The organism is Kluyvera genomosp. 1 (genome assembly GCF_001266615.1).
Taxonomy (GTDB): Bacteria; Pseudomonadota; Gammaproteobacteria; order Enterobacterales; family Enterobacteriaceae; genus Kluyvera; species Kluyvera cryocrescens_A.
The window spans coordinates 13154-37955 of sequence record NZ_LGHZ01000038.1; the positions used below are offsets into that span (position 1 = coordinate 13154).

Annotated in this window: 16 protein-coding genes; 7 read left to right on the top strand and 9 right to left on the bottom strand. The window is 53.7% G+C overall.

What is annotated here, in order from left to right; all coding sequences use genetic code 11:
* Positions 1-6 precede the first annotated feature (6 nt).
* Positions 7-1203 (top strand): nicotinamide mononucleotide deamidase-related protein YfaY, encoded by a 1197-nt coding sequence (locus KP80_RS18470; protein WP_052285096.1) that lies wholly within the window; start codon positions 7-9, stop codon positions 1201-1203.
* On the opposite strand, the gene glpC is transcribed toward KP80_RS18470, so the two are convergent.
* The 7 genes from glpC to ubiG all read right to left on the bottom strand — a co-directional run bounded on the left by glpC (position 1175) and on the right by ubiG (position 10536).
* Complete coding sequence (gene glpC, locus KP80_RS18475) at positions 1175-2386, bottom strand: anaerobic glycerol-3-phosphate dehydrogenase subunit GlpC (RefSeq protein WP_052285097.1); 1212 nt, start codon at positions 2384-2386, stop codon at positions 1175-1177. The two genes, KP80_RS18470 and glpC, sit on opposite strands and share 29 nt — an antisense overlap.
* Positions 2383-3642 (bottom strand): glycerol-3-phosphate dehydrogenase subunit GlpB, encoded by a 1260-nt coding sequence (glpB, locus tag KP80_RS18480; RefSeq protein WP_052285098.1) that lies wholly within the window; start codon positions 3640-3642, stop codon positions 2383-2385. Before glpB ends, glpC begins: the two co-directional genes overlap by 4 nt.
* Positions 3632-5260, bottom strand: a complete 1629-nt coding sequence (gene glpA, locus KP80_RS18485) for an anaerobic glycerol-3-phosphate dehydrogenase subunit A (protein WP_052285099.1) — start codon at positions 5258-5260, stop codon at positions 3632-3634. Before glpA ends, glpB begins: the two co-directional genes overlap by 11 nt.
* Before the next feature lie 216 nt (positions 5261-5476).
* The gene (gene yfaE, locus KP80_RS18490; protein ID WP_052285100.1) at positions 5477-5731 is read right to left on the bottom strand and encodes a class I ribonucleotide reductase maintenance protein YfaE; all 255 of its coding nucleotides are present in this window, start codon (positions 5729-5731) and stop codon (positions 5477-5479) included.
* Positions 5731-6861: a class Ia ribonucleoside-diphosphate reductase subunit beta gene (gene nrdB / locus KP80_RS18495; protein WP_052285101.1), complete on the bottom strand. Its 1131-nt coding sequence runs from the start codon at positions 6859-6861 to the stop codon at positions 5731-5733. Before nrdB ends, yfaE begins: the two co-directional genes overlap by 1 nt.
* 215 nt (positions 6862-7076) lie before the next feature.
* Positions 7077-9362 carry a class 1a ribonucleoside-diphosphate reductase subunit alpha gene (nrdA, locus tag KP80_RS18500; RefSeq protein ID WP_052285102.1) on the bottom strand — a complete coding sequence of 762 codons (2286 nt, stop codon included), beginning with the start codon at positions 9360-9362 and terminating at the stop codon, positions 7077-7079.
* A gap of 445 nt (positions 9363-9807) precedes the next feature.
* Positions 9808-10536 (bottom strand): bifunctional 2-polyprenyl-6-hydroxyphenol methylase/3-demethylubiquinol 3-O-methyltransferase UbiG, encoded by a 729-nt coding sequence (gene ubiG, locus KP80_RS18505; protein ID WP_052285103.1) that lies wholly within the window; start codon positions 10534-10536, stop codon positions 9808-9810.
* A 160-nt stretch (positions 10537-10696) separates the two neighbouring features.
* On the opposite strand from ubiG, the gene gyrA reads away from it, so the two are divergent.
* Positions 10697-13333, top strand: a complete 2637-nt coding sequence (gene gyrA, locus KP80_RS18510; RefSeq protein ID WP_052285104.1) for a DNA topoisomerase (ATP-hydrolyzing) subunit A — start codon at positions 10697-10699, stop codon at positions 13331-13333.
* 188 nt (positions 13334-13521) lie between these two features.
* Positions 13522-16368, top strand: a complete 2847-nt coding sequence (rcsC, locus tag KP80_RS18515) for a two-component system sensor histidine kinase RcsC (RefSeq protein WP_052285105.1) — start codon at positions 13522-13524, stop codon at positions 16366-16368.
* Positions 16369-16496: 128 nt separating this feature from the next.
* Here rcsC and rcsB read toward each other — a convergent pair whose 3' ends face one another.
* Both rcsB and rcsD read right to left on the bottom strand, forming a co-directional pair.
* Complete coding sequence (rcsB, locus tag KP80_RS18520; RefSeq protein ID WP_052285106.1) at positions 16497-17147, bottom strand: response regulator transcription factor RcsB; 651 nt, start codon at positions 17145-17147, stop codon at positions 16497-16499.
* A gap of 15 nt (positions 17148-17162) precedes the next feature.
* Entirely contained in the window at positions 17163-19841 is a 2679-nt protein-coding gene (rcsD, locus tag KP80_RS18525) for a phosphotransferase RcsD (RefSeq protein WP_072129164.1), read from the bottom strand.
* A gap of 831 nt (positions 19842-20672) precedes the next feature.
* On the opposite strand from rcsD, the gene KP80_RS18530 reads away from it, so the two are divergent.
* The 4 genes from KP80_RS18530 (at position 20673) to alkB (ending at position 24775) form a co-directional block, all read left to right on the top strand.
* Entirely contained in the window at positions 20673-21848 is a 1176-nt protein-coding gene (locus tag KP80_RS18530) for a porin OmpC (protein ID WP_052285108.1), read from the top strand.
* Between the two features lie 101 nt (positions 21849-21949).
* Positions 21950-23002: an FAD:protein FMN transferase ApbE gene (gene apbE / locus KP80_RS18535; RefSeq protein WP_052285109.1), complete on the top strand. Its 1053-nt coding sequence runs from the start codon at positions 21950-21952 to the stop codon at positions 23000-23002.
* A 73-nt stretch (positions 23003-23075) separates the two neighbouring features.
* On the top strand, positions 23076-24131 hold the full coding sequence (gene ada, locus KP80_RS18540) for a bifunctional DNA-binding transcriptional regulator/O6-methylguanine-DNA methyltransferase Ada (RefSeq protein ID WP_052285110.1): 1056 nt from the start codon (positions 23076-23078) through the stop codon (positions 24129-24131).
* Positions 24131-24775 (top strand): DNA oxidative demethylase AlkB, encoded by a 645-nt coding sequence (alkB, locus tag KP80_RS18545; protein WP_052285111.1) that lies wholly within the window; start codon positions 24131-24133, stop codon positions 24773-24775. The genes ada and alkB overlap by 1 nt, the downstream gene beginning before the upstream one ends.
* Positions 24776-24802: the final 27 nt, after the last annotated feature.

A 24802-nucleotide genomic window follows, 5' to 3' on the forward strand; every position in this document is an offset into this window, starting at 1 on the left:
TAAGTGATGATAACGGTTGAGATGCTGTCCACGGGCGACGAAGTCTTATCGGGGCAGATTGTTGATACAAACGCTGCCTGGCTTGCCGATTTTTGTTTTCAGCAGGGAATTCCCCTGTCACGGCGTAACACCGTGGGCGACAACCTGGATGATTTGGTGGCTATTCTGCGCGAGCGCAGCACGCAGGCTGACGTCTTAATTGTCAACGGTGGCTTGGGCCCAACCAGTGATGACTTAAGCGCGCTGGCGGCGGCAACGGCGAAAGGCGAATCGCTGATTCTGCATGAAGAGTGGCTGGCCAGCATGGAACGTTTTTTCACCGAACGTGGTCGCATCATGGCGCCAAGCAACCGCAAGCAGGCGGAGATTCCCGCCAGCGCTGAGCTTATTGATAACCCCGTGGGTACCGCCTGTGGCTTTGCCGTAAGACTCAATCGTTGTCTGATGTTCTTCACGCCGGGCGTGCCGTCTGAATTCAAAGTCATGGTCGAAAAAGAGATTTTGCCTCGCATTCGCCAGCGTTATCCAGTAGGCGAGCCGCCAATCTGCCTGCGTTTGACCACCTTTGGTCGTTCTGAAAGTGATTTGGCGCAGAGCTTGCAGCATCTGGACTTACCGCCGGGCGTTACTATGGGCTATCGCTCCTCAATGCCGATTATTGAGCTGAAGCTGACCGGGCCCGCTGAACATCGCGATGCAATGCTGGCGCTGTGGCCGGAAGTACAGAAAGTGGCGGGAGAAAGCCTGATTTTTGAAGGCACCGAAGGTCTGCCCGCACAGATTGCCCGCGTGTTGAAAGAAAAGCAGCTGAGCCTGACGCTGAGCGAGCAGTTCACCAGCGGGCTGCTGGCGCTACAGCTCTCCCGCGCTGGTGCGCCGCTGCTGGCCAGTGAGGTGGTTCCAGCCCAGGATGAAACGCTCGCGCAAACCGCGCGTTGGGCAGAAGAGCGGCGGATTAACCACTTCGCCGGGCTGGCATTGGCGGTGAGCGGGCTTGAATCGGAACATATCAACGTAGCGCTTTCCACTCCTGACAAAACCTATGCGCTTCAGCTGAAGTTCAGCAATACGCGCCATGGCTTAGTGGTGCGTCAGGAAGTGTGCGCGATGATGGCATTAAATATGCTGCGTCGCTGGCTAAACGGTCGCCCGGTCGCCAGCGAACACGGCTGGATTAACGTGGTCGATTCTCTGGTGCTGTAAGCGCCTGAGCCAACAACGAAATGGGATGTTCGCAGCGCTTGCTGGTGGACATCTCAATCTGCCATTTACAGGTTTCACAGTCGGTTATCACAAGATCAGCACCGCTGTCTTCAATTTGCGCAAACAGTGGGGCGCCTATCGCTTGTGATGTCGGGTAGTTTTCGGATTTAAAGCCGTAGGTCCCGGCAATACCGCAGCAGTTTGACTCCAGTACCTGCAATTCCAGACCCGGAATACGCCGCAATAATTCCAGCGTATACAGCGACCAGCCCATTTTCTCCATATGACACGGCGTGTGATAGACCACTTTGAGCGGCAACGGCTTTAACGGCAGCTCAGCACCCGCATCCAGCTTGCGCCAAATCCAGCGGGTGGCGAGTTCAATACTGTCGCGCAGATCGTGGTTATCCACTTCCAGCAGGTGCGGATACTCATCCCGCAGCGTGAACGTGCAGGTGGATGAGGTGGCCAGCACCGGCATCTGTTTCTCTATAATCGCTTCCCGCAGTGAGATGGCATTACTTTGCGCCTGACGCCGCGCTTTATCGAAGAACCCATTGGCAATCAGCGGCACGCCGCAACACTTCTCTTTACTTAGCAACTGAACGCCTATGCCCAGTGCGTTAAGCACGTGGATCATGTCCAGCCCGAGCTGCGGATGGTTGTAATTCACGTAGCAACCATGGAAGAAAGCGACCTGTTCGGCAAACTGCATCTGGCTTTTAGCGATGCGCTGATAGCGGCGGCGGAAAGTGCCGAAGGAATATTTTGGCAGGCTACGGCGGTGGTCGATTTTCAGCGCCGTATCCAACAGCTGACGGACCGGTTTCAGCCCGGTGACGGCATTAACGATGGGGGCAAACGGTGTGGAAAGCGTGCCCATCATGTCGGTATGGCTGAGAATAGCGTCGCGCAGGCCCGGTTTGGCATTGCTGTAATCGGCGCGGGCGCGTTGAATAATATCGCCAATCTTGACATCAGACGGGCAGGCAACCTCACAGCGTTTGCAGTTGATGCAGTATTTTAGCGCCTCATCATACAGCCCGCTGTCTTTACGCCGCAGCCGTTCACCGTCAGGCCCAGCCTGTTTTGGCCCAGGATAGCGCGGGTTCACGCGGCTTACCGGGCAGACGGTGGTGCAGACGGTGCACTTAATGCAGTTTTCGAAACTTTGCTGGCTCATGCTTCACCTCCGGCTAATGCAATAATATGCTGCGCGGCATGCATCGCGCTGATGGCGCATACTCCGCCACCGCAGCCCATAGCGATGGGATCGTATCCACCGAGCAGCGAACCGATGGCAAAGAGATTTGGTAACGTTACCCCGCGCAGAGAGGGGTGAAGCATTTGGTCAACCACAACGCCGGAATGTTGCCACGGTTGTGAGGCAAAGAAGTCCTGGTGATACCACTGCGCGCGCGGCGCAGGGGCGAGAATATCCAGCCCCAGAATGGTTTCGCGGATACGTTCACGTTCGGCGGTCAGGCCGTTGCTGAAAAAGCTCCCGCTGGCGAGTACGGCAAAGCGCGGTCTTAACGGGATATCACCGTGGTTGCGGGTCCAGATTTCATTAATCATTCCTTCACTGTGACTGATTCGTACCACCTCATCTCCGGCCATCCAGATTCCGCCAAGTGCGACAAACCGGCGCTGTAGCGCAGCGTGGAGGCGCATACCCGGCACTGAAGGCGGTAGGGTGGGCAGCAGCGAGAGTGGGCAGGGAAGGTTAGCGTTAAGCCAGTCAAATAGCGTGCTATCCCGTAGACCAAAACAGGCCGGTATCAGCAGCAAGTCACAGCCTTCGCTCTGCGAAAGCAGAGCCTGTAAAAGCGGTTGCCATAGTGGTTTTTCATCCAGCACGCGGGCAATATTCACCGCGCGAAATTCAGTTGGGTTTTCGCGTAGCACATCCAACTCAGGTAAGTCGATTTCGGCGATATCGACGTCGAGCCCCTGCTGTTGTAGCGAACCAGCGACCAGATGCGGTTGGAAATCGAGAAAGCCACTGATGCCGATCACCCGAATATGTCCGCGCGGCAGCGGTGAAACCGGCACTTCCAGCGGGCTTAACCACGCGGAACGCAGCCTGCCGAGCGGTGTGACGCGCTGATGAATCTGCGCGACATCGCCCTGCATGGCGACGTCGCATTCTGCGAGCAGCGTTTGTGTCTGGCGGGCATAATGCCGCACTTTGTCGATTCCGATGCTGACATAGGGATGGTGGGGCGATTGCGCCGCCAGTGCTGAAAGCCCTTGATCAAGGTCATGAACCACCGCACCGTCCGGGAGGGCGCTTAACAGATCCAGCGATCCGGAAGAGAAGTGAAGGGCGCTTTGGCCACGCGAAACAATCGCGCAGCGCAGGCCGGACTGCTGTAGCCGTAGCCCGCATAGCAACCCGGCGAGGCCGCCGCCGATAATGACGCTGTCAAATTTCATCTTCAGGCTCCTTTTGTAGGCCGCACAGTCCTTGATAAACCCAGCGGGTTAATTCGCTCTCGCGCAGCGCATCACCCCAGGTAATGGGCTGCACCCCTTTCCAGCGCTCATTGAGGAAGTTTGAGAGCTGCGCCAGAGATTGCGCTGAGGTGGTGACGTCAAAACGCTGAAGCAGACCGCTGGCCCGGCAGGCGCACAGTTCACCCTGGCAGGTGCCCATGCCAACGCGGGTGCGACGGCGAAGGTCGAGTAGATTATTCACTGCCAGATTTTCGACCGCATATTGCACTTCGCCTGCGGTGACTGCCTCGCATTCGCAAACCACGCTGCGATGCAGGCGGCTATTGCCTAGCCACGTTGGGGTGCGATCGCCGTGACGATAGACGGCGGAACCGCGCAGTGGTGTGGGCAGGGAAATCATGCGCTGTAGCGTTTTTTCTACCGGCTCCTGCGAACCGGGCAACGGCGTATCGGCGGTGGTACAGGGGCGACTGTGATTCAGCTTGCGGCAGACGGCATCGGTGGCCCATTCCGCCATCAGCCGATAGGTCATCAGCTTGCCGCCGGTGATGGTGATAAAGCCTTCCAGCCCATCGCGCTCGGCGTGATCGAGCAGCACGATGCCGCGACTGACGTTGCGTCCGCTTGGGTCGTCATCGCTGGCGACCAGCGGACGTACGCCGCAGTAGGCGCGCAGAATACGCGTATTGGCCATGATGGGGGCCAGCTTTTCCCCTTCACGCAGCAGGATGTCGACTTCATCGGCGGTAACGCGGCAGCGGTCAATATCCTGGTAATCAATATGCGTCGAGGTTGTGCCAATCAGGGAAATGGTATCACCGGGTACCAGAATATCGGCGTCGGCCGGTGGACGGCAGCGGTTGATCACATGCTGGTTAATGCGACTTTCGAAAATGAGCAGCGAGCCTTTGGCCGGGAACATGCGGATTTTCAGATCGGCATATTCGGCAATTCGCTGCCCCCAAATCCCTGCGGCGTTGACCACCACCGGCGCATACAGCTGGCGATTTTCACGGCTGGCATGGTGATAGAGCCTTACTCCGCGCACCTGGTCGCCTTCTCGGATGAGGCCAGTGACTTCATGACCGGTGAAAATGGTGGCACCGTGTTCGCGGGCGTCGAGCATGTTGGCGGCAGTCAGGCGGAAAGGATCAACGGTGCCATCCGGCACGCGAACGGCACCCAGCAACGCGGGATTCACCGCCGGTTCGATACGGCGAGCGAGCGCAGGGTCAATCGCTTCGGCCTGAATACCCGCGTTGGTGCAGGCATGGATAAAAGTGTTCTGGAAGGCGAGATCATCATCCGGCAGCGTGATAAACAGCCCGCTGGTGGGTTCGATGCAGTGGCGAGCGATGCGGCGTAAGATTTGATTTTCACTGATACATTCACGCGCTGATTCACTATCGGTTACCGCGTAGCGTGCGCCGCTGTGCAGTAAACCGTGGTTACGGCCAGTTGCGCCGGTCGCAATGTCAAAGCGTTCAACCAGTGCGACCTTCAGGCCGCGCAGTGTGCAGTCACGGGCAATCCCGGCTCCGGTGGCACCACCGCCGATAATAATAGCGTCGTATTCGTGTGCAGAGGCGCTGTCCATTTAGTGTCCTCAATGTTCGTTTTAACAACATTAAGTCACATGAATAGGTTTTTTTGTTTGATATCGAACATATTCGCGCGTAAATCGAAAGTGAATTGCCGCGATTTGTGGGGGATATCGCTTTTTGTTATCGGTAATGAACGCGCTGAATGTGGCAGGTGGGGGAGGGTTAGCGGCGGAAATGTGAAAATGAGTGCACGCACGGTGCACTCATCATTACATCTCTATTTCGATGTCACCTTTCGCCCGGCAGCAGCAGGGCAAAATTTCGTCCGGCTGAATAAAGGCCAGTGGCTCGGTCAGCCAGTCTACCTGGCCGGATACCAACCGAGTACGGCAGGAGCCGCAGTAGCCTTCACGACATTGATATTCCACCTCAACGTTGTGAGATTCCAGTGCCGCCAGCAGGGATGGGTGTTCATCCTGGCACAGCAAGCGTGTGCCAGAGATGCGTAGAATCACGCGGCTCATTAGAGCTGGAAGTTGCTGAGATCGTCAGTATCGACTTCCGCGTCAATCTGTCCAACCAGATAGGAGCTGACTTCCACTTCCTGCGGCGCAACCTGTACGTTATCAGACACCAGCCAGGTGTTGATCCATGGGATTGGGTTAGAGCGCGTCTGGAACGGCAGATCCAGCCCAACCGCCTGCATACGGATGTTGGTGATGTACTCAACGTACTGGCACAGAATGTCTTTGTTCAGGCCAATCATTGAGCCGTCGCGGAACAGATAATCTGCCCACTCTTTTTCCTGTACTGCCGCCTGGACGAAGAGGTCATAGCATTCCTGTTTGCACTCTTCGGCAATCTCCGCCATCTCCGGGTCATCCGCGCCACTGCGCAGCAGGTTCAGCATGTGCTGAGTACCCGTCAGGTGCAGCGCTTCATCGCGGGCGATCAGGCGAATAATTTTGGCGTTGCCTTCCATCAGTTCACGCTCGGCGAAAGCGAAGGAACAGGCGAAGCTGACGTAGAAGCGAATGGCTTCCAGTGCGTTGACGCTCATCAGGCAGACATACAGTTTCTTTTTCAGCTCGCGCAGGTTCACGGTGACGGTTTTGCCGTTCACGGTATGCGTACCTTCGCCCAGCAGGTGCCAGTAGCTGGTCATCTCAATCAGCTCATCGTAATAGCTGGAGATGCCTTCGGCGCGTTTCTGGATCTGTTCGTTGGTGACAATATCGTCAAACACAATCGCCGGATCGTTGACGATGTTACGGATGATATGGGTATAAGAACGCGAGTGGATGGTTTCAGAGAAGGCCCACGTTTCAACCCAGGTTTCCAGCTCCGGAATAGAGATCAGTGGCAGCAGTGCCACGTTCGGGCTACGGCCCTGGATGGAGTCCAGCAGCGTTTGGTATTTCAGGTTGCTGATGAAGATATGCTTTTCGTGTTCTGGCAGCGCCTGATAGTCGATACGGTCGCGAGACACGTCCACTTCTTCCGGACGCCAGAAGAAGGAAAGTTGCTTTTCAATCAGCTTTTCGAAAATGTCATATTTTTGCTGGTCGTAGCGTGCCACGTTGACCGGCTGGCCAAAGAACATCGGCTCTTTGAGCTGATCGTTTTTCGTCTGTGAAAAAGTGGTGTATGCCATTGATGTCAATCCTGTCTGGAGAGTAATGCCGGATGGCGTTTACTTACCTGCTTACAATATCATTGTAAATATACACGTCATCTCGTCTGCGCCGTCTTGATGTAACTCGCCTGAGTGCGTGTATAAATCCGCGTACCGGATACCGTTTTTACGTCGTAACCGGGCATGACGGAAATCAAAGGCCGGGTCAGCGTAACGCTGCCCGGCAATCGTTATCAGATCTTACATGCGCCGCTTTCGCAGCCGTCGTCCTGAATGGACGGCACCAGATCGTCCTGCGCATCTTCTGCACCGTCGCGGGTGTTCTGATAGTACAGGGTCTTCACGCCAAATTTATAGGCGGTGAGCAAGTCTTTGAGAAGCTGCTGCATCGGCACTTTGCCTGATGGGAAGCGCGTCGGGTCATAGTTGGTGTTGGCAGAAATCGACTGGTCGATAAACTTCTGCATGACGCCAACCAGTTGCAGATAGCCGTCATTGTTTGGCATTTCCCACAGCAGTTCGTACGCATTTTTCAGATGCTCATAGTCCGGAACCACCTGACGAAGAATACCGTCTTTCGACGCTTTGATGCTGACGTAGCCGCGCGGCGGCTCAATACCGTTGGTGGCGTTGGAGATCTGCGAAGAGGTCTCGGACGGCATCAGGGCAGAGAGCGTGGAGTTACGCAGACCGTGGGTCTTAATCGACTCACGCAGCGCTTCCCAATCCAGGTGCAGCGGCTCGTTGGTGATCGCATCCAGGTCTTTCTTATAGGTATCAATCGGCAAAATACCCTGGGAGTAGGTCGTTTCATTGAACCATGGGCACGCGCCTTGCTCTTTCGCCAGCTCGTTAGAGGCTTTCAGCAAGTAATACTGAATAGCTTCGAAAGTCTGGTGTGTCAGATTGTTGGCGCTGCCATCGGAGTAGCGTTTGCCATTTTTCGCCAGCCAGTAGGCGTAGTTGATGACGCCGATACCCAGCGTACGACGACCCATTGCGCCGCGTTCTGCCGCTTTGATTGGGTAGTCCTGGTAGTCGAGCAGGGCATCCAGCGCACGGACTGCCAGCACCGCCAGTTCTTCGAGTTCATCGAGGCTCTTAATCGCGCCAAGGTTGAACGCTGACAGCGTACACAGAGCGATTTCACCGTTTTCGTCGTTAACATCGTCCAGCGGTTTGGTTGGCAGGGCAATTTCCAGGCACAGGTTAGACTGGCGCACCGGTGCGATAGCCGGGTCAAACGGGCTGTGGGTGTTGCAGTGGTCGACGTTCTGGATATAGATACGGCCAGTAGAGGCGCGTTCCTGCATCATCAGTGAGAACAGCTCAACCGCTTTCACGCGCTGCTTACGGATGCTGTCGTCGTTTTCATACTGGGTGTACAGACGTTCGAATTCGTCCTGATCGGCGAAGAATGCATCGTACAGGCCTGGGACGTCGGACGGGCTGAACAGGGTGATGTCGCCGCCCTTCAGCAGACGGGTGTACATCAGTTTGTTGATCTGTACGCCGTAGTCCATATGACGCACGCGGTTGCCTTCAACACCGCGGTTGTTTTTCAGGACCAGCAGGCTTTCCACTTCCAGGTGCCACATTGGGTAGAACAGGGTGGCCGCACCACCACGCACGCCGCCCTGAGAGCAGGATTTCACTGCGGTCTGGAAGTGCTTATAGAACGGGATACAGCCGGTATGGAAGGCTTCACCGCCGCGAATTGGGCTCCCCAGCGCACGAATGCGGCCGGCGTTGATGCCGATACCGGCACGCTGGGAAACGTATTTCACGATTGCGCTGGAGGTGGCGTTGATGGAGTCCAGGCTGTCGCCGCACTCGATCAGCACGCAGGAGCTGAACTGGCGAGTCGGGGTACGTACGCCGGACATAATTGGCGTTGGCAGCGAAATTTTGAACGTAGAGACCGCATCATAGAAGCGTTTGACGTAGCTCAGACGGGTTTCACGTGGATAGTTAGAGAACAGGCACGCAGCGACCAGGATATAGAGGAACTGGGCGCTTTCATAGATTTCGCCGGTGACGCGGTTCTGTACCAGGTATTTACCTTCCAGCTGCTTCACGGCGGCGTAGGAGAAGGTCATGTCACGTTCGTGAACGATGAACGAGTCCATCTGCTTGAACTCTTCTTCCGTATAGTCTTCCAGCAGATGATTGTCGTATTTACCCAGATCGACCATGTGTTTGACATGGGTGAACAGCGCCGGTGGCTCGAACTGGCCGTAGGCTTTTTTACGCAGGTGGAATACCGCCAGGCGTGCGGCCAGGTACTGGTAGTCCGGTGCGTCGTGAGAGATCAGGTCTGCGGCGGCCTTGATAATGGTCTCATGAATATCGGACGTCTTCATCCCGTCGTAGAACTGGATGTGGGAACGCAGCTCAACCTGAGAAATAGAAACGTTATGCAACCCTTCAGCAGCCCAATCCAGCACGCGATGAATTTTGTCGAGGTTAATGCGCTCTGTGCGGCCGTCACGCTTCGTCACCAGCAGACTCTGATTCATGTGATTTTTACCTGTCCGTGAAAAGAAAAATGTCCCCTGCTTATCCACAATTACCGTTGGTGTGAAAACCTGTGGATAAATACTATATGTAGGGGGTCGTTGATTAATTGAACGCTATATGGTGAGTTATTCTAGTAGGGATTCTTTTGAGTACAAGAGTTGATTTTGATGTTGAATTGAGGTTGTGAAAGGGTAAAAAACGCTAAGTCCACGGCACATAAGGGCTGGCGAGGATGTCAATAATTTGCAAAAAAAAATGAAAATTTGATCGAGTGCTGATTTCTTCGTCGAAGGGCGTTGTTGCGCAATATGATGTGGCGCAAATTCGTTGTAGCTGGCCTACCAATGATGGGTAGGCCAGCTTAATTAAGCGCCATTGGGCGGGCTGGCAGAATGCACTGGCGGATAAAAATGCGGCAGCAGCTTATCCGGCCTGTAGAGTCAGTTACTCCGCTTTCGCCGTGGTATGCAGCATATAGTTAACATCGACGCCCGGTGCCAACTTAAAGGTATTGGTCAGCGGGTTGTAGTGCAGGCCCGTCATGTGGCGCTCTTTCAGTACCGTCTGGTCAACCCAGCTCAGCAGCTCGGCAGGTTTGATGAATTTTTTCACGTCGTGCGTGCCTTTTGGCACCATGCGCAGAATGTATTCCGCGCCGACAACGGCCATCAGCCATGATTTGCCGTTACGGTTCAGCGTTGAGAAGAAAACCTGTCCGCCGGGTTTGACCAACTGGGCGCAGGCTTTTACCACCGACTGCGGGTCAGGGACGTGCTCAAGCATTTCCATGCAGGTGACGACATCGTACTGCTGGGCGTGTTTCGCTGCGTGCTCTTCCACCGTCTCCTGAATGTAATCGACGGGAATACCGGTTTCCAGCGAATGCAGTTTAGCGACCTGCAGTGGTTCAAAGCCCATATCCAGCCCGGTTACAGTGGCTCCTTCGCGGGCCATGCTTTCTGCCAGAATGCCGCCGCCGCAGCCAACATCGAGCACTTTTTTGCCGAACAGGCCGCCGGAACGCTCGGCAATATAGCCAAGGCGCAGCGGATTAATACGGTGCAAAGGTTTAAATTCACCTTCCAGATCCCACCAACGTGATGCGACGGCCTCGAATTTGGCGATCTCTTCGTGGTCAACGTTGTGCGCTACCGCAGCTTTTTCGGCATTCATGGGTGTTCCTGCTCCTTATTTCGTTATTGTCTGCGAGTATATCAGCACCGACGAGCGAATAAAGCGTCTGGCAGGTGCTATTGGGTTTACCTGTCTTTACGCGGATGTGTTATAATTTGCGACCTTTGAATCCGGGACACAGTAGAGGGATAGCGGTTAGATGAGCGACCTTGCGAGAGAAATTACACCGGTCAACATCGAGGAAGAGTTAAAGAACTCTTATCTGGATTATGCGATGTCGGTCATTGTTGGCCGTGCGTTGCCAGATGTCCGAGATGGCCTGAAGCCGGTACACCGTCGCGTACTTTACGCCATGAACGTATTGGGCAATGACTGGAACAAAGCCTATAAAAAATCAGCCCGTGTCGTGGGTGACGTAATCGGTAAATATCACCCTCATGGTGATACCGCGGTTTATGACACTATCGTCCGTATGGCTCAGCCATTCTCACTGCGTTACATGCTGGTCGATGGCCAGGGTAACTTCGGTTCTGTCGATGGCGACTCCGCCGCAGCGATGCGTTATACGGAAATCCGTATGTCGAAAATCGCCCACGAGCTGATGGCCGACCTGGAAAAAGAAACGGTAGATTTCGTCGATAACTACGACGGCACCGAACGTATTCCAGATGTGATGCCGACCAAAATTCCTAACCTGCTGGTTAACGGTGCCTCTGGTATCGCAGTAGGTATGGCAACCAACATCCCGCCGCACAACCTGACGGAAGTGATCAACGGCTGCCTGGCCTATGTTGATGATGAAGACATCACCATCGAAGGTCTGATGGAACACATCCCAGGACCGGACTTCCCAACGGCGGCGATCATCAACGGTCGCCGTGGCATTGAAGAAGCCTATCGTACCGGTCGCGGTAAAGTGTACATCCGCGCGCGCGCGGAGGTGGAAGCTGACGCGAAAACCGGTCGTGAAACCATCATCGTCCACGAAATTCCGTATCAGGTGAACAAAGCGCGCCTGATCGAGAAAATCGCCGAGCTGGTGAAAGACAAACGCGTTGAAGGCATCAGCGCGCTGCGCGACGAGTCTGATAAAGACGGTATGCGCATCGTGATTGAAGTGAAACGCGATGCGGTCGGAGAAGTGGTTCTCAACAACCTTTACTCCCAGACTCAGCTGCAGGTTTCCTTCGGTATCAACATGGTGGCACTGCACCATGGTCAGCCGAAGATCATGAACCTGAAAGACATTATCGCCGCTTTCGTTCGTCACCGTCGCGAAGTGGTGACACGCCGTACGATCTTCGAGCTGCGTAAAGCCCGCGATCGCGCGCACATTCTTGAAGCACTGGCGATTGCGCTGGCGAACATCGATCCGATCATTGAACTGATCCGTCGTGCGCCAACCCCGGCTGAGGCGAAAGCCGGCCTGGTTGCGCGTTCATGGGATCTGGGCAACGTTTCTGCCATGCTGGAACGTGCGGGCGATGACGCTGCGCGTCCGGAGTGGCTGGAGCCAGAATTTGGCGTACGCGATGGTCAGTACTACCTGACCGAGCAGCAGGCCCAGGCTATTTTGGATCTGCGTCTGCAGAAACTGACTGGCCTTGAGCATGAAAAACTGCTCGACGAATACAAAGAGCTGCTGGAGCAGATCGCTGAACTGCTGCGCATCCTTGGCAGCGCTGAGCGTCTGATGGAAGTGATCCGCGAAGAGCTGGAGCTGGTACGTGAACAGTTCGGCGATGCACGTCGCACGGAAATCACCGCCAACAGCGCTGACATTAATATCGAAGACCTGATTAGCCAGGAAGATGTTGTAGTGACCTTGTCTCACCAGGGTTACGTAAAATATCAACCACTTACCGATTACGAAGCACAGCGTCGTGGCGGTAAAGGCAAGTCGGCGGCGCGTATTAAAGAAGAAGACTTTATCGACCGCCTGCTGGTGGCCAACACCCACGATACGATTCTGTGCTTCTCCAGCCGTGGTCGTCTGTACTGGATGAAGGTTTATCAGCTGCCGGAAGCGAGTCGTGGCGCGCGTGGACGTCCAATCGTCAACCTGCTGCCGCTGGAAGCGAACGAACGTATTACCGCAATCCTGCCGGTTCGTGAATACGAAGAGGGCGTGAATGTCTTTATGGCTACCGCCAGCGGTACCGTGAAGAAAACGGCGCTGACCGAGTTCAGCCGTCCGCGTTCTGCCGGGATTATTGCCGTTAACCTCAATGAAGGCGATGAGCTGATTGGCGTTGATCTGACTTCCGGTTCTGACGAAGCGATGCTGTTCTCTGCCGCTGGTAAAGTGGTTCGCTTCAAAGAAGATGCCGTTCGTGCGATGGGGCGTACTGCCACTGGCGTTCGCGGTATCAAACTGGCGGGCGAAGACAAAGTGGTATCTCTGATTATTCCACGCGGTGATGGCGCAATCCTGACCGTGACGCAAAACGGTTACGGTAAACGTACCGCGGCGGCAGAGTATCCAACCAAGTCACGTGCCACTCAGGGCGTTATCTCCATCAAGGTCACCGAGCGTAACGGCTCCGTGGTCGGTGCGGTTCAGGTTGATGACTGCGACCAGATCATGATGATCACCGATGCCGGTACGCTGGTGCGTACCCGCGTGTCGGAAGTCAGCGTGGTGGGTCGTAACACCCAGGGCGTTATTCTCATCCGTACTGCGGAAGATGAAAACGTTGTGGGCCTGCAGCGCGTTGCTGAGCCAGTTGATGACGAAGAACTGGACGCTATCGACGGAAGCGCTGCGGAAGGCGATGATGAAATCGCGCCAGAAACTCAGAGCGACGACGATGTTGCCGACGACGCCGACGAGTAATTCGTCAGTATGAGTCGTATAAAAGAGCCGGTGAAGACCGGCTCTTTTTTTATGGCCTGTACGGGGGATTTACTCTCTCGTAGCACTCGTTCAGGCGGCTTATCTGTGCGCTTTAACATTGCGGTAAAGGGCTTTTCCCGCTACCTTAACCACATCCTGTTAGCCTTTGACGGCGGAGTTTCGCCACTTTGAAATATCTTGTCTCCTTTCGCACCACGCTGAAAGTCTCGCGCTACCTGTTCCGGGCGTTGGCATTGCTGCTTTGGCTGCTCATCGCATTGATTTCGGTATTCTATATTGTGAATGCCCTGCATCAGAAAGAGTCGGAAATCCGCCAGGAATTTAACCTTAACTCCGACCAGGCACAGCGATATTTCCAGCGCACCTCCGATGTGATTAAGGAACTCAAGTATATTGCTGAAAACCGGCTGACGGCGGCCAACGGTTCTTTGCCTGCTGGTGCGGCAAAGGATAGCGCCGATATCCCCGACTTTGAGCCGCTGTTCCCGGATTCTGACTGCGGCAATCTTGATGCCACCTGGCGTGGCCCTCTGGAATCGCTCTCCTGGTTCCTGCGCTACTGGCGAGAAAACTTTTCCGCCGCCTACGATCTTAACCGCGTCTTTTTAATTGGCAGCGATAATCTGTGCATGGCCAACTTTGGCCTACGCGAGATGCCGGTAGAGCGAAGCGAAGCGCTTAAAGCGCTGCACGAACGTATCATGGCCTATCGCGATGCCCCGCAGGATGAACGCGGTGGCAACCTGTTCTGGGTTGGACAGGGGCCGCGTCACAGCGTGGGCTATTTCTACGCCTTAACACCTGTGTATCTGGCTAACCGCCTGCAGGCGCTGTTAGGCGTTGAGCAGACGATTCGTGTGGAAAACTTCTTCACGCCTGGCAGCATGCCGATGGGTGTTTCTATTCTGGATGACAATGGCAATACGCTGATTTCGCTCTCCGGGCCGGATAACAAATTGCATATCACGACGCGGGCGCTGCAGGAGCGCCTGTGGTTTGGTTATACCGCCGGTTATCGTGAACTGGTGATGAAGAAAACCCTATCACCTTCGTCGCTCAGTATTGTTTACTCTGTGCCGTTGGACGCGGTGCTTGAGCGTATTCGCATTCTGGTACTCAACGCTTTGCTGCTAAACCTGTTGACGGGGATAGCGCTGTTTACCATGGCGCGGATGTATGAGCGGCGTATCTTCTTGCCCGCGGAGTCCGACGCGCTGCGCCTGGAAGAGCACGAGCAGTTTAACCGTAAAATCGTGGCTTCCGCGCCGGTCGGCATCTGTATTCTGAGGACGCAGGACGGCACCAATATCCTGAGTAACGAGCTGGCGCATAATTACCTGAATATGCTCACACATGAAGACCGCCAGCGGCTGACGCAGATCATCTGCGGTCAACAGGTGAACTTTGTTGACGTGCTGACCAGTAACAACACCAACCTGCAAATTAGCTTTGTTCACTCGCGCTATCGCAATGAAAACGTGGCGATTTGCGTGCTGGTTGACGTCAGTTCACGCGTCAAAATGGAAGAGTCACTGCAGGAGATGGCGCAGGCGGCGGAGCAGGCTAGTCAGTCGAAATCCATGTTCCTCGCGACCGTCAGCCACGAACTGCGTACGCCGTTGTACGGGATTATCGGTAACCTTGATTTGTTGCAGACTAAAGAGTTACCGAAAGGCGTTGATCGGCTGGTGACCGCCATGAACAACTCATCGGCGCTGCTGCTGAAGATTATCAGCGACATTCTCGACTTCTCGAAAATTGAGTCCGAACAGCTCAAGATTGAACCTCGCGAGTTTTCACCGAAAGAGGTGATGAACCATATCACCGCCAACTATTTACCACTGGTGGTGAGAAAACAGCTGGGGATGTACTGCTTTATCGAGCCTGATGTGCCGGCGAAACTGATGGGCGATCCAATGCGCCTTCAGCAGGTTATCTCTAACCTGTTGAGTAATGCCATTAAGTTCACCGATATTGGCTGCATTATTTTGCACCTGAAACGGGAAGGTTATTATCTCAGTATCAGTATTCGTGACACTGGGGTTGGGATTCCGGCAAAAGAAGTGGTGCGACTATTTGATCCGTTCTTCCAGGTGGGGACCGGCGTACAGCGTAACTTCCAGGGGACAGGTTTGGGACTGGCGATTTGTGAAAAGCTGGTCAATATGATGGACGGCGATATTGCGGTGGATACCGAGCCGGGCATGGGTAGCCAGTTTACGTTGCGTATTCCACTGTACGGTGAACAGGACCAAACGCCGCTAATGATCGGCGGGCTGGCGGCGGTTCGCTGTTGGCTCGCGGTGCGCAACGTGGCGCTGTCTAATTTCTTGCAGACTCTGTTGACCTACCATGGTATGGACGTGCGCATTTATGACGACGAAACACCACAGCCGGATGACCTGTTGATCTCCGATGATGATATTACCCAGTCGTGGGCAGGTCGCGCCGCGGTGGTCTTCTGTCGTCGCCATATTGGTATCCCACAGGAATTTGCACCAGGGCAATGGATTCACAGCATTGTTTCGCCGCACGAGATCATGACGCTGCTTGGCCGAATTTATCGCGTGAAGATGGAGACGGGCGAGGCTTCCGAGCTACAGGCAGCGCATGAGATTCCGGAAGACAGCAACGATGACATGATGATCCTCGTGGTTGACGATCATCCGATCAACCGCCGTCTTTTAGCGGATCAGCTGGGATCGCTGGGTTATCAGTGTAAAACCGCAAATGATGGTGTCGATGCGCTGAACGTGTTGAGCAAAAATCATATCGATATTGTTCTGAGTGATGTCAACATGCCGAATATGGATGGCTATCGTCTGACGCAGCGTATTCGTCAGTTGGGGCTGACGCTACCGGTTGTTGGCGTGACGGCTAACGCACTGGCAGAAGAGAAGCAGCGCTGCCTGGAATCAGGAATGGACAGCTGTCTGTCTAAACCGGTGACCCTGGACGTACTGAAGCAGACCTTGACGGTTTATGCGGCAAGAGTGCGTAAGTCGCGGGAATAAGAGAGAAAGTCATTAATGGAGAGCCTGGCTGCGGTCGGGCTTTTTTGTCATACGTGGATGAAACGGGATTCACTTTGACGGGTAATACGCCGGGGCTGACGTGCTGTCAGCCCCGGTGCGTTCGGACGTTAGTCTTTATCTGATGGGGAAAGCGTGACGGAAGATAGGTAGTTTAGCAGGGCGATGTCGTTTTCGACGCCCAGCTTCATCATTGCCGATTTCTTCTGGCTACTGATGGTTTTAATACTGCGGTTGAGTTTTCTGGCGATCTCGGTCACCAGGAACCCTTCTGCGAACAGACGCAATACTTCGCTCTCTTTCGGTGACAGACGTTTGTCGCCGTAGCCGCCAGCGCTGATTTTCTCCAGCAGGCGAGAGACGCTTTCCGGGGTAAATTTCTTCCCTTTCTGCAGCGCAGCCAGCGCTTTTGGCAGGTCAGTCGGTGCACCTTGTTTCAGCACAATCCCTTCGATGTCCAGATCCAGCACGGCGCTAAGAATTGCCGGGTTGTTGTTCATGGTCAGGACGATAATCGACAGACCCGGGAAGTGGCGCTTGATGTACTTAATCAACGTAATACCGTCACCGTACTTATCTCCAGGCATGGAGAGGTCGGTAATCAGCACGTGGGCATCAAGTTTTGGTAAATTGTTAATTAGCGCAGTGGAGTCTTCGAATTCACCAACAACGTTCACCCACTCAATCTGTTCCAGAGATTTACGAATCCCGAACAGCACAATCGGGTGGTCATCGGCAATAATTACGTTCATATTGTTCATGTAAAGGCTACCTTGCTACAGCAAGCTCTTGACGTAGGTGTCAATGTCGCTGATGTATTTTTCTATGCCTGACGCATCTTTCTCACGAATAAGATGTTCGAGCGTTTCACATAACTGCTTGCCAGGTACCAGATTTAGCATGGCAAACACCCCTTTAAGGCGGTGAGCTGTCTGTGCCAGAGCGGCAAAATCCTTCGCCGCAGATTCAGTATACAGTCTGCTAACATCTTCCGGTACCGTATCAACAAACAGAGCATAATAGCCGCTGGCATGAAGTTCGGCATTTTCATCGCTGCCCGGCAGCGATTCCGTTACTTCTTCCTGTGCCAGTTGCTCTTCAATAAGTTGGAGTACGGCGTCCTGCATGGCGTTACTCATGTTAAAGTTCACACGCAGCTGGCCCGGACCTATTTTGCGTATCCCAGCCTCATCATCGCTTAAAAGCAAGCCGGAAGCAGTAAGATTAGACGGATTATCTGTTAAAAATAAGTCAAATTCTTGACTTGTTGCGCGTTCATCCGGGCTGATGCAGGTGGCTCCCCAGCTTTCGAGCTGTCGAGTCACAATGTTCCGGATTTCGTTAGAGGTAATATCGATCATCGCCACAACATCATCCAGCAGCTGCTCTTCTGGCTCGGCATTTTCTTCACGCACCGCCATTTTAACGTGCAGCGTATAGCGTGTACCCAACGATTCTCGCGCTTTAATACTCAGGTGTCCGCCCAGCTTACGGGCGAGCTGATCGCACAGCCAGAAGGTGAGGGCGTTCGCCTTGCCATAGCGGTCTGACTGGGTATCGTTGAGATACGGGAAGTGCAGATTATCCACTTCCCCATGCGAGACACCGTTGCCGGTATCGAGGATTCGGAAGGTGAGTCTGTCCTCCGCGGACTCATCGGCGCTGACTTCAATCGTCACCTTGCCTATTTGCGTTGTGGTGACTGCATACTGGATCAGCAGTAGCAGAATGCGCCGTAGCGCATCACGGTCGCCGTAACGCTGTTCTTTGGCTGGTAACGCATTGTTGATCAGCAGCTGTAAGCCTTTACGCTTGATCGACGGGAGAACCTCTGGCACCACTTCATCAATCAATTCCTGAAGAGAGAACTGTGAAGATGAGCCTTTCCAGCTGTCGTTTTCCAGCATATTGGCCAGCTGAATTTCATCGACTAACCGCACGAGCAAATCAGCATGATTCGCCAGCTTTTGACTCTCAGCGGTATCAAGAGTCGTCGCTTCGGCGGCCAGCGCTTTGATTGGCTGCTTCAGCGTGTCGCTAATATTCTGCATAAAGGCCGCGCGGCCCTGCTGGTTTTTCTCATACAACCGCTGAGCCTGTTTGAGCTTTTTATTGACCAAAACTTCCCGGTCCTGATCGCGGATGATAAAGATTTGCGTGCGCGGCGAGACCTGGCTTCTGAACTGGCGTATTTCATACAGTTCATTATTGATGGTGGCTTGAATAACCCCCTGATGCTGGTCGGCCATGCTGGTGATATTTTGTAGATTCAGGTGCGGCAGCAGGTGATCGGCAATTTTATTGCTAATAATCGTGCGATTTGACTCCTGGTCATGAACCAGCAGCCCGAGCGGTAATAAGGAAACAATCTCTTCATTCAGCACCCTCAGCATGCGCAGTTCGTTATTGGTGCCAGACGTTGGCGTCGTGTTACTGCTGCTGCCGCGCGTGGGGAGGTTACGGAACGTCGAGTAGCCAAAGAGTGCGAGTGCCAGGAGGCCAATATTTAACAGTAACGGCAGCATGATGTTCTGGAAAGTATCTAACAGCAGAGTACCAAACGGCACCTGCCACACCAGTCGCATACCGGTTGTGTTGAGCGCAGAAGCGATTTCAATGCGCGAGCTATTAAAATTAATGGTGACGCTGTCGCCGGGATCTTTTTCCTGCCCGCGCGGCGACGCCTGCGCCGGATCGGGCTCGAGGCGGAAGCTATCCAGCGACATGGTGGGCGGTACCAGATCGTTTATCGGTAAATCGAAGGCGACGACGGTAGCCAGATGTCCCGGCTGATTAAAGGTGGTGCGCAGGGTAAAGTAGCGGCCGTTTTGCCACGCTAAACGGCGTAATGTCGAAAAGCTTTCACGTTCATCCAGCGTATTCGCTTGCTGCAGCATTTCGGCACGGCGTGAGTCGACAATGCTGCCGACGGTAGATTCTTTGAATCCTGACGAGAGATCTTTGAGCGGCAATGTGGAGATGAGGATTAGGCTGTTATCCTGCCCGTTCAGATAGTACATCGACCATGGCACGTTCTCGGCGCCCCACAGGGTATCCAGGTAGGTGGACATCCGCTGGGTAATATCCAGCGTCGCGCTATCGTGAGAGCCGAAAATCAGCGCTTCAGTTTTACGGCGCGGCTTTTCCAGATAATAGACATCCTGCTTTAGACGGGTTTCCTGTAGACCCTCAATCGGTGCGGTACTGCTGCTTGCGGCAGCAATATTGTCGTATATCTGCCAGGTGGTGTAGCGCCAGGTATCAATGCGTTTATGCACGGCGTGTGTCAAATCGACAATCTGATAGCTCTTATCTTTTAGCCACGCGTTGACCGCGCTTTGAATCATCACGCCCATAGTCACCAGCAAGACGATGATCATAAGAAGGAAAAAACGCGTGATGCTCCCAGGGAGAAGGGAGAATTTCGTCGGGCTCATCTTGTCGGACTGACTCATTGGCGTGTGTAACCCATCATAACGGCATCTGAATGAGGATATGCTCAAGCGTAAAGTGCATTGAGGCGTAAAACCTTATTTTACTCTGCTGGCAGTATATACAAAAAATCCAACAAGATGCATCCACGCGGCAAATTGATCGGTTCCGTAGCGGGAGTTGATAGGAAATGAAACTGATTTTCATTATTGTTCAGGAAGGAAGGGTGATACTGCGGTCAAAGTGTACAATGAAACATATATTGTACAATTATTTACCAAACGAATTAAAAAATAGCACGAAATAACAAGACATTATTTCTGTACGGTGCGCAATGAATTATTTTTATATCGCATTCGATTAATTAATAGTCGTTATAATTTACGATGGGTAGCACGGATTGATTAAGTTTTCGTAAAGAAAGGTAAAAAAAACCGGATGCGAAGCATCCGGTTGAAATAGGGGTAAACAGACATTCAGAACTGAATGACGGTAATAAATAAAGTTAATGATGATAGCGATGACTATTTTAGTTGTGGGTGAAGGTTTTGTTTTATCATTCAGTGCTATACTCATCATGTTTTTTAACTTATTGATTTAATGAATCTAATTTTTTTGTTTTTGATTTTTAGTGCTATTTCCCCTGGCTTTTCGTGCTTATAAAAGTTCCCTGAGATTTACATTTAGAAACATTTGTACGTGTAAATGAAACATTTCAAGGCTTTTCGTATCATATTCCTATTGGATTATTCTAATTTTTACAGCACAATGGGTCTGCCGACTGATTAATGAGGGTTAATCAGTAAGCAGTGGCATATATAAAGGCATATAAATAACAACAGAGGGTTAATAACATGAAAGTTAAAGTACTGTCCCTCCTGGTACCAGCACTGCTGGTAGCGGGCGCAGCAAATGCGGCTGAAATTTATAACAAAGATGGCAACAAATTAGATCTGTACGGTAAAGTCGACGGCCTGCACTATTTCTCTAGCGACAACGGCAACGATGGCGACCAGTCTTACGTTCGTCTGGGCTTCAAAGGTGAAACTCAGGTTAACGATCAACTGACCGGTTATGGCCAGTGGGAATACAACGTTCAGGCGAACAACACCGAAGGTTCTTCTGACCAGGCGTGGACTCGTGTGGGCTTCGCAGGTATCCGCGTTGCTGACGCAGGTTCTTTCGACTACGGTCGTAACTACGGCGTTGTATACGACGTAACCTCCTGGACCGACGTTCTGCCAGAATTCGGCGGCGACACCTACGGTTCCGACAACTTCATGCAATCCCGTGCTAACGGCGTTGCTACCTACCGTAACACCGACTTCTTCGGTCTGGTTGATGGCCTGAACTTTGCTCTGCAGTATCAGGGTAAAAACGGCAGCGTATCTGGTGAAGGCGCAACGGCTAACGGCCGTCAGGCTCTGAAACAGAACGGTGACGGCTTCGGCGGTTCCATCACTTATGACATCGGTGCAGGCTTCAGCGTTGGTGGTGCAATCTCCTCCTCCAAACGTACTACCGATCAGAACAACAGCTCCTTCGCAATCAAAAATGATGCAGGCGTTCAGACTGGCACCAGCGAAATCTACGGTAGCGGCGATCGCGCTGAAACCTATTCCGGTGGCGTGAAATACGACGCAAACAACATTTATCTGGCCGCTCAGTACACCCAGACCTACAACGCAACTCGTTTCGGTGGTTCCCCGAACGCTGGCGTTTACGGCTATGCTGACAAAGCTCAGAACTTCGAAGTGGTTGCACAGTACCAGTTCGACTTCGGCCTGCGTCCATCCATCGCTTACCTGCAGTCTAAAGGCAAAAACATCGACAACGGTGTTGCCGGCGGCAACTACGGCGACCAGGATCTGCTGAAATATGTTGATGTAGGCGCGACTTACTACTTCAACAAAAACATGTCTACCTACGTTGACTACAAAATCAACCTGCTGGACAAAAACGACTTCACCACTGCAGCTGGTATCTCTACCGATAACATCGTTGCACTGGGTATGGTTTACCAGTTCTAATACTGATAACACCGCGAAAAGGGGCCATTTGGCCCCTTTTTTTATGCCGGAATTTAACGAATTAGTGTACTCTTGCGCCGATTGCAGGAGGGTAATAACGGATGGAAATGACATTTTTACGTGTGGCGCTAGTGAGCGTCGTTTTACTGCTGGCTGGCTGCGACAATGCCAGCGCTCCGGCTGCGCCAAAAGCCGCAGCGACCGTGCTTGAAGGCAAAACCATGGGGACCTTCTGGCGGGTGAGCGTTGTTGGAATGGATAATGCGCGGGCTGAAGAACTCCGCCAAAAAGTGCAACAACAGCTCGACGCTGACGATCAACTGCTGTCGACATGGAAAAATGACTCGGCGCTGATGCGTTTTAACCATTCAAATAGCATGACGCCATGGCCCGTGAGTGAAGCGATGGCGGATATCGTTACCGAGTCGCTGCGTATCGGTTATAAAACCCAGGGCGCCATGGACGTGACCGTTGGCCCGCTGGTTAATCTATGGGGGTTTGGCCCGGATAAGCAGCCGGTTAAAACACCGACCCAGGCGCAAATTGATGCTGCGAAAGCGCGTACCGGGCTTGGATTCCTCTCAGTGATCAACCGCTCGGGCAGGCAGTATTTGCAAAAATCGATCCCCGATCTGTATGTCGATCTCTCCACGGTGGGTGAAGGCTATGCCGCCGATCATCTGGCGCACCTGATGACGGAAGAGGGGATCTCTCGTTACCTGGTTTCTGTGGGCGGTGCACTTGTTAGCCGTGGGATGAATGCCGATGGACAACCGTGGCGAGTGGCTATCCAAAAACCGACTGACCGCGAGAATGCAGTACAGGCCATTGTGGATATTAACGGCCACGGCATTAGCACTTCGGGTAGCTATCGCAACTACTACGAGCTGGACGGCCAGCGAATTTCGCACGTCATCGACCCGCAAACCGGGCGCCCAATTACCCATAAACTGGTTTCGGTGACCGTTATTGCACCAACCGCCCTCGAAGCCGATGGCTGGGATACCGGTCTCATGGTGCTTGGCCCACAAAAAGCCCAGCAGGTTGTCCGCGAGCAGGGGCTGGCGGTGTATATGATTATGAAAGAAGGCGAGGGCTTCACCACCTGGATGTCCCCGCAGTTCAAGGCCTTCCTGGTCGGCGGGAAAAATTAAAAAGCAAGATTGCGGGTTTTTTAGTTCCTCCCTTTGGGCACAGTGATGGTTACACTAAAGGGAGGAGCTCGTTATGACATCTCAAACGCTACATACCGATGAGGATCGCTGGCAAGCGGTGCTCAATCGCGATACCGACGCTGATGGCCAGTTTGTTTTTGCTGTCCAGACCACCGGCATTTTTTGCCGTCCATCCTGTCGTGCTCGTCACGCGCTGCGCCATAACGTTTGTTTCTATCCGAATGCCGATGCGGCACAGGCCGCTGGCTTTCGTCCGTGCAAGCGCTGCCAGCCCAATACGCTGACGCCCGAGCAGCAAAAAATCGACAAAGTGACCTATGCCTGTCGACTGCTGGAGCAGGAAGAGCCCGTCACGCTCGATGTGCTCGCCCAGGCAGTGGCGGTTAGCCCGTATCATTTCCACCGCATGTTTAAATCAGTTACCGGTATGACGCCAAAAGCCTGGCAGCAAGCGTGGCGCGCACGTCGGCTGCGTGAGTCGTTAAGCGCAAGCGCGTCGGTGACTGAAGCGGTGTTGGCGGCAGGCTTTCCCTCAAGCAGCAGCTATTATCGCCATGCCGATGAGATGCTCGGTATGACCGCGAAAACCTATCGCCAGGGCGGTAAAGCGGCAGAGATACATTATGCGACAGGTGAGTGCTCACTGGGGCGCTGTTTGGTGGCAATAAGCGAGCGTGGAATTTGCGCGGTGCTGCTGGGCGATGATGAATCGACGCTGATAGATGAATTACAGCGTAGTTTCCCTGCGGCGCGTTGTCTGCTGGCAGATACGGCTTTCAGCCAGCAAATCGCCGAGGTTATCGCTAGCCTCAGTCAGCGGGTGACGTCATTATCATTACCGTTAGATATTCGCGGCACCGCATTTCAACAGCAGGTGTGGCAGGCGCTGCGTGCTATACCGGTAGGTGAAACGCGCAGCTATCAGCAGGTGGCTGAAAGTATTGGCAATTCGAAAGCGGTACGCGCGGTCGCAAGCGCCTGCGCGGCGAACCGATTGGCGATTCTGGTGCCCTGTCACCGGGTGGTGCGTGGCGATGGCGCGCTTTCCGGCTATCGCTGGGGCGTGGCGCGGAAAGCGGCACTGTTACAACGTGAAAAGGAGCGCTAATGCTGGATCTGTTTGCTGATGAATCACCGTGGTCCGAACCGCTGGCACCCGGCGCGGTGATTCTTCGTCGTCAGGCGCGTGAACAAAGCGGGGTTTTGTTAGCCGCCATCGAACAGGTAGCGGCCATTTCACCGTTTCGCCATATGGTGACCCCGGGGGGATACACGATGTCCGTGGCAATGACCAACTGCGGGCCGTACGGCTGGAGTACCGACCGGCACGGATACTGCTATGCCGCCGTCGATCCGCTGAACGGAAAACCGTGGCCCGCAATGCCCGAGTGTTTTCGCCTGCTCGCGCAGGGCGCTGCTGCCCTCGCGGGCTATCCGGCGTTTGACCCTGATGCCTGCCTGATTAACCGCTATCAGCCCGGTGCAAAACTGTCGCTGCATCAGGATAAAGATGAGGTGCGTTTGGATGCGCCGATTGTTTCCGTCTCGCTTGGCTTACCGGCGACTTTCCAGTTTGGTGGCCTGAAGCGTACCGATCCGCTACAACGCGTGTGGCTTGAACACGGTGACATCGTGGTATGGGGCGGCGAGTCACGACTCTTTTACCATGCCGTTTTACCGCTTAAGGCTGGAAGCCATCCACAGGTTGGTCCCTGGCGCTATAACCTGACTTTCCGCCGTGCAGTCGAATAGCGAATAAAAATAAGAATTATTCTTGAT

Bases quoted from the DNA above. Each gene is read 5' to 3' on its own strand.
- nrdB (WP_052285101.1), bottom strand. From the start codon at position 6,861: ATGGCATACACCACTTTTTCACAGACGAAAAACGATCAGCTCAAAGAG.
- apbE (WP_052285109.1), top strand. From the start codon at position 21,950: ATGGAAATGACATTTTTACGTGTGGCGCTAGTGAGCGTCGTTTTACTG.
- KP80_RS18530 (WP_052285108.1), top strand. From the start codon at position 20,673: ATGAAAGTTAAAGTACTGTCCCTCCTGGTACCAGCACTGCTGGTAGCG.
- glpC (WP_052285097.1), bottom strand. From the start codon at position 2,386: ATGAGCCAGCAAAGTTTCGAAAACTGCATTAAGTGCACCGTCTGCACC.
- ada (WP_052285110.1), top strand. From the start codon at position 23,076: ATGACATCTCAAACGCTACATACCGATGAGGATCGCTGGCAAGCGGTG.
- nrdA (WP_052285102.1), bottom strand. From the start codon at position 9,362: ATGAATCAGAGTCTGCTGGTGACGAAGCGTGACGGCCGCACAGAGCGC.
- glpA (WP_052285099.1), bottom strand. From the start codon at position 5,260: ATGGACAGCGCCTCTGCACACGAATACGACGCTATTATTATCGGCGGT.
- rcsD (WP_072129164.1), bottom strand. From the start codon at position 19,841: ATGAGTCAGTCCGACAAGATGAGCCCGACGAAATTCTCCCTTCTCCCT.
- glpB (WP_052285098.1), bottom strand. From the start codon at position 3,642: ATGAAATTTGACAGCGTCATTATCGGCGGCGGCCTCGCCGGGTTGCTA.
- alkB (WP_052285111.1), top strand. From the start codon at position 24,131: ATGCTGGATCTGTTTGCTGATGAATCACCGTGGTCCGAACCGCTGGCA.
- ubiG (WP_052285103.1), bottom strand. From the start codon at position 10,536: ATGAATGCCGAAAAAGCTGCGGTAGCGCACAACGTTGACCACGAAGAG.
- yfaE (WP_052285100.1), bottom strand. From the start codon at position 5,731: ATGAGCCGCGTGATTCTACGCATCTCTGGCACACGCTTGCTGTGCCAG.
- gyrA (WP_052285104.1), top strand. From the start codon at position 10,697: ATGAGCGACCTTGCGAGAGAAATTACACCGGTCAACATCGAGGAAGAG.
- KP80_RS18470 (WP_052285096.1), top strand. From the start codon at position 7: ATGATAACGGTTGAGATGCTGTCCACGGGCGACGAAGTCTTATCGGGG.
- rcsB (WP_052285106.1), bottom strand. From the start codon at position 17,147: ATGAACAATATGAACGTAATTATTGCCGATGACCACCCGATTGTGCTG.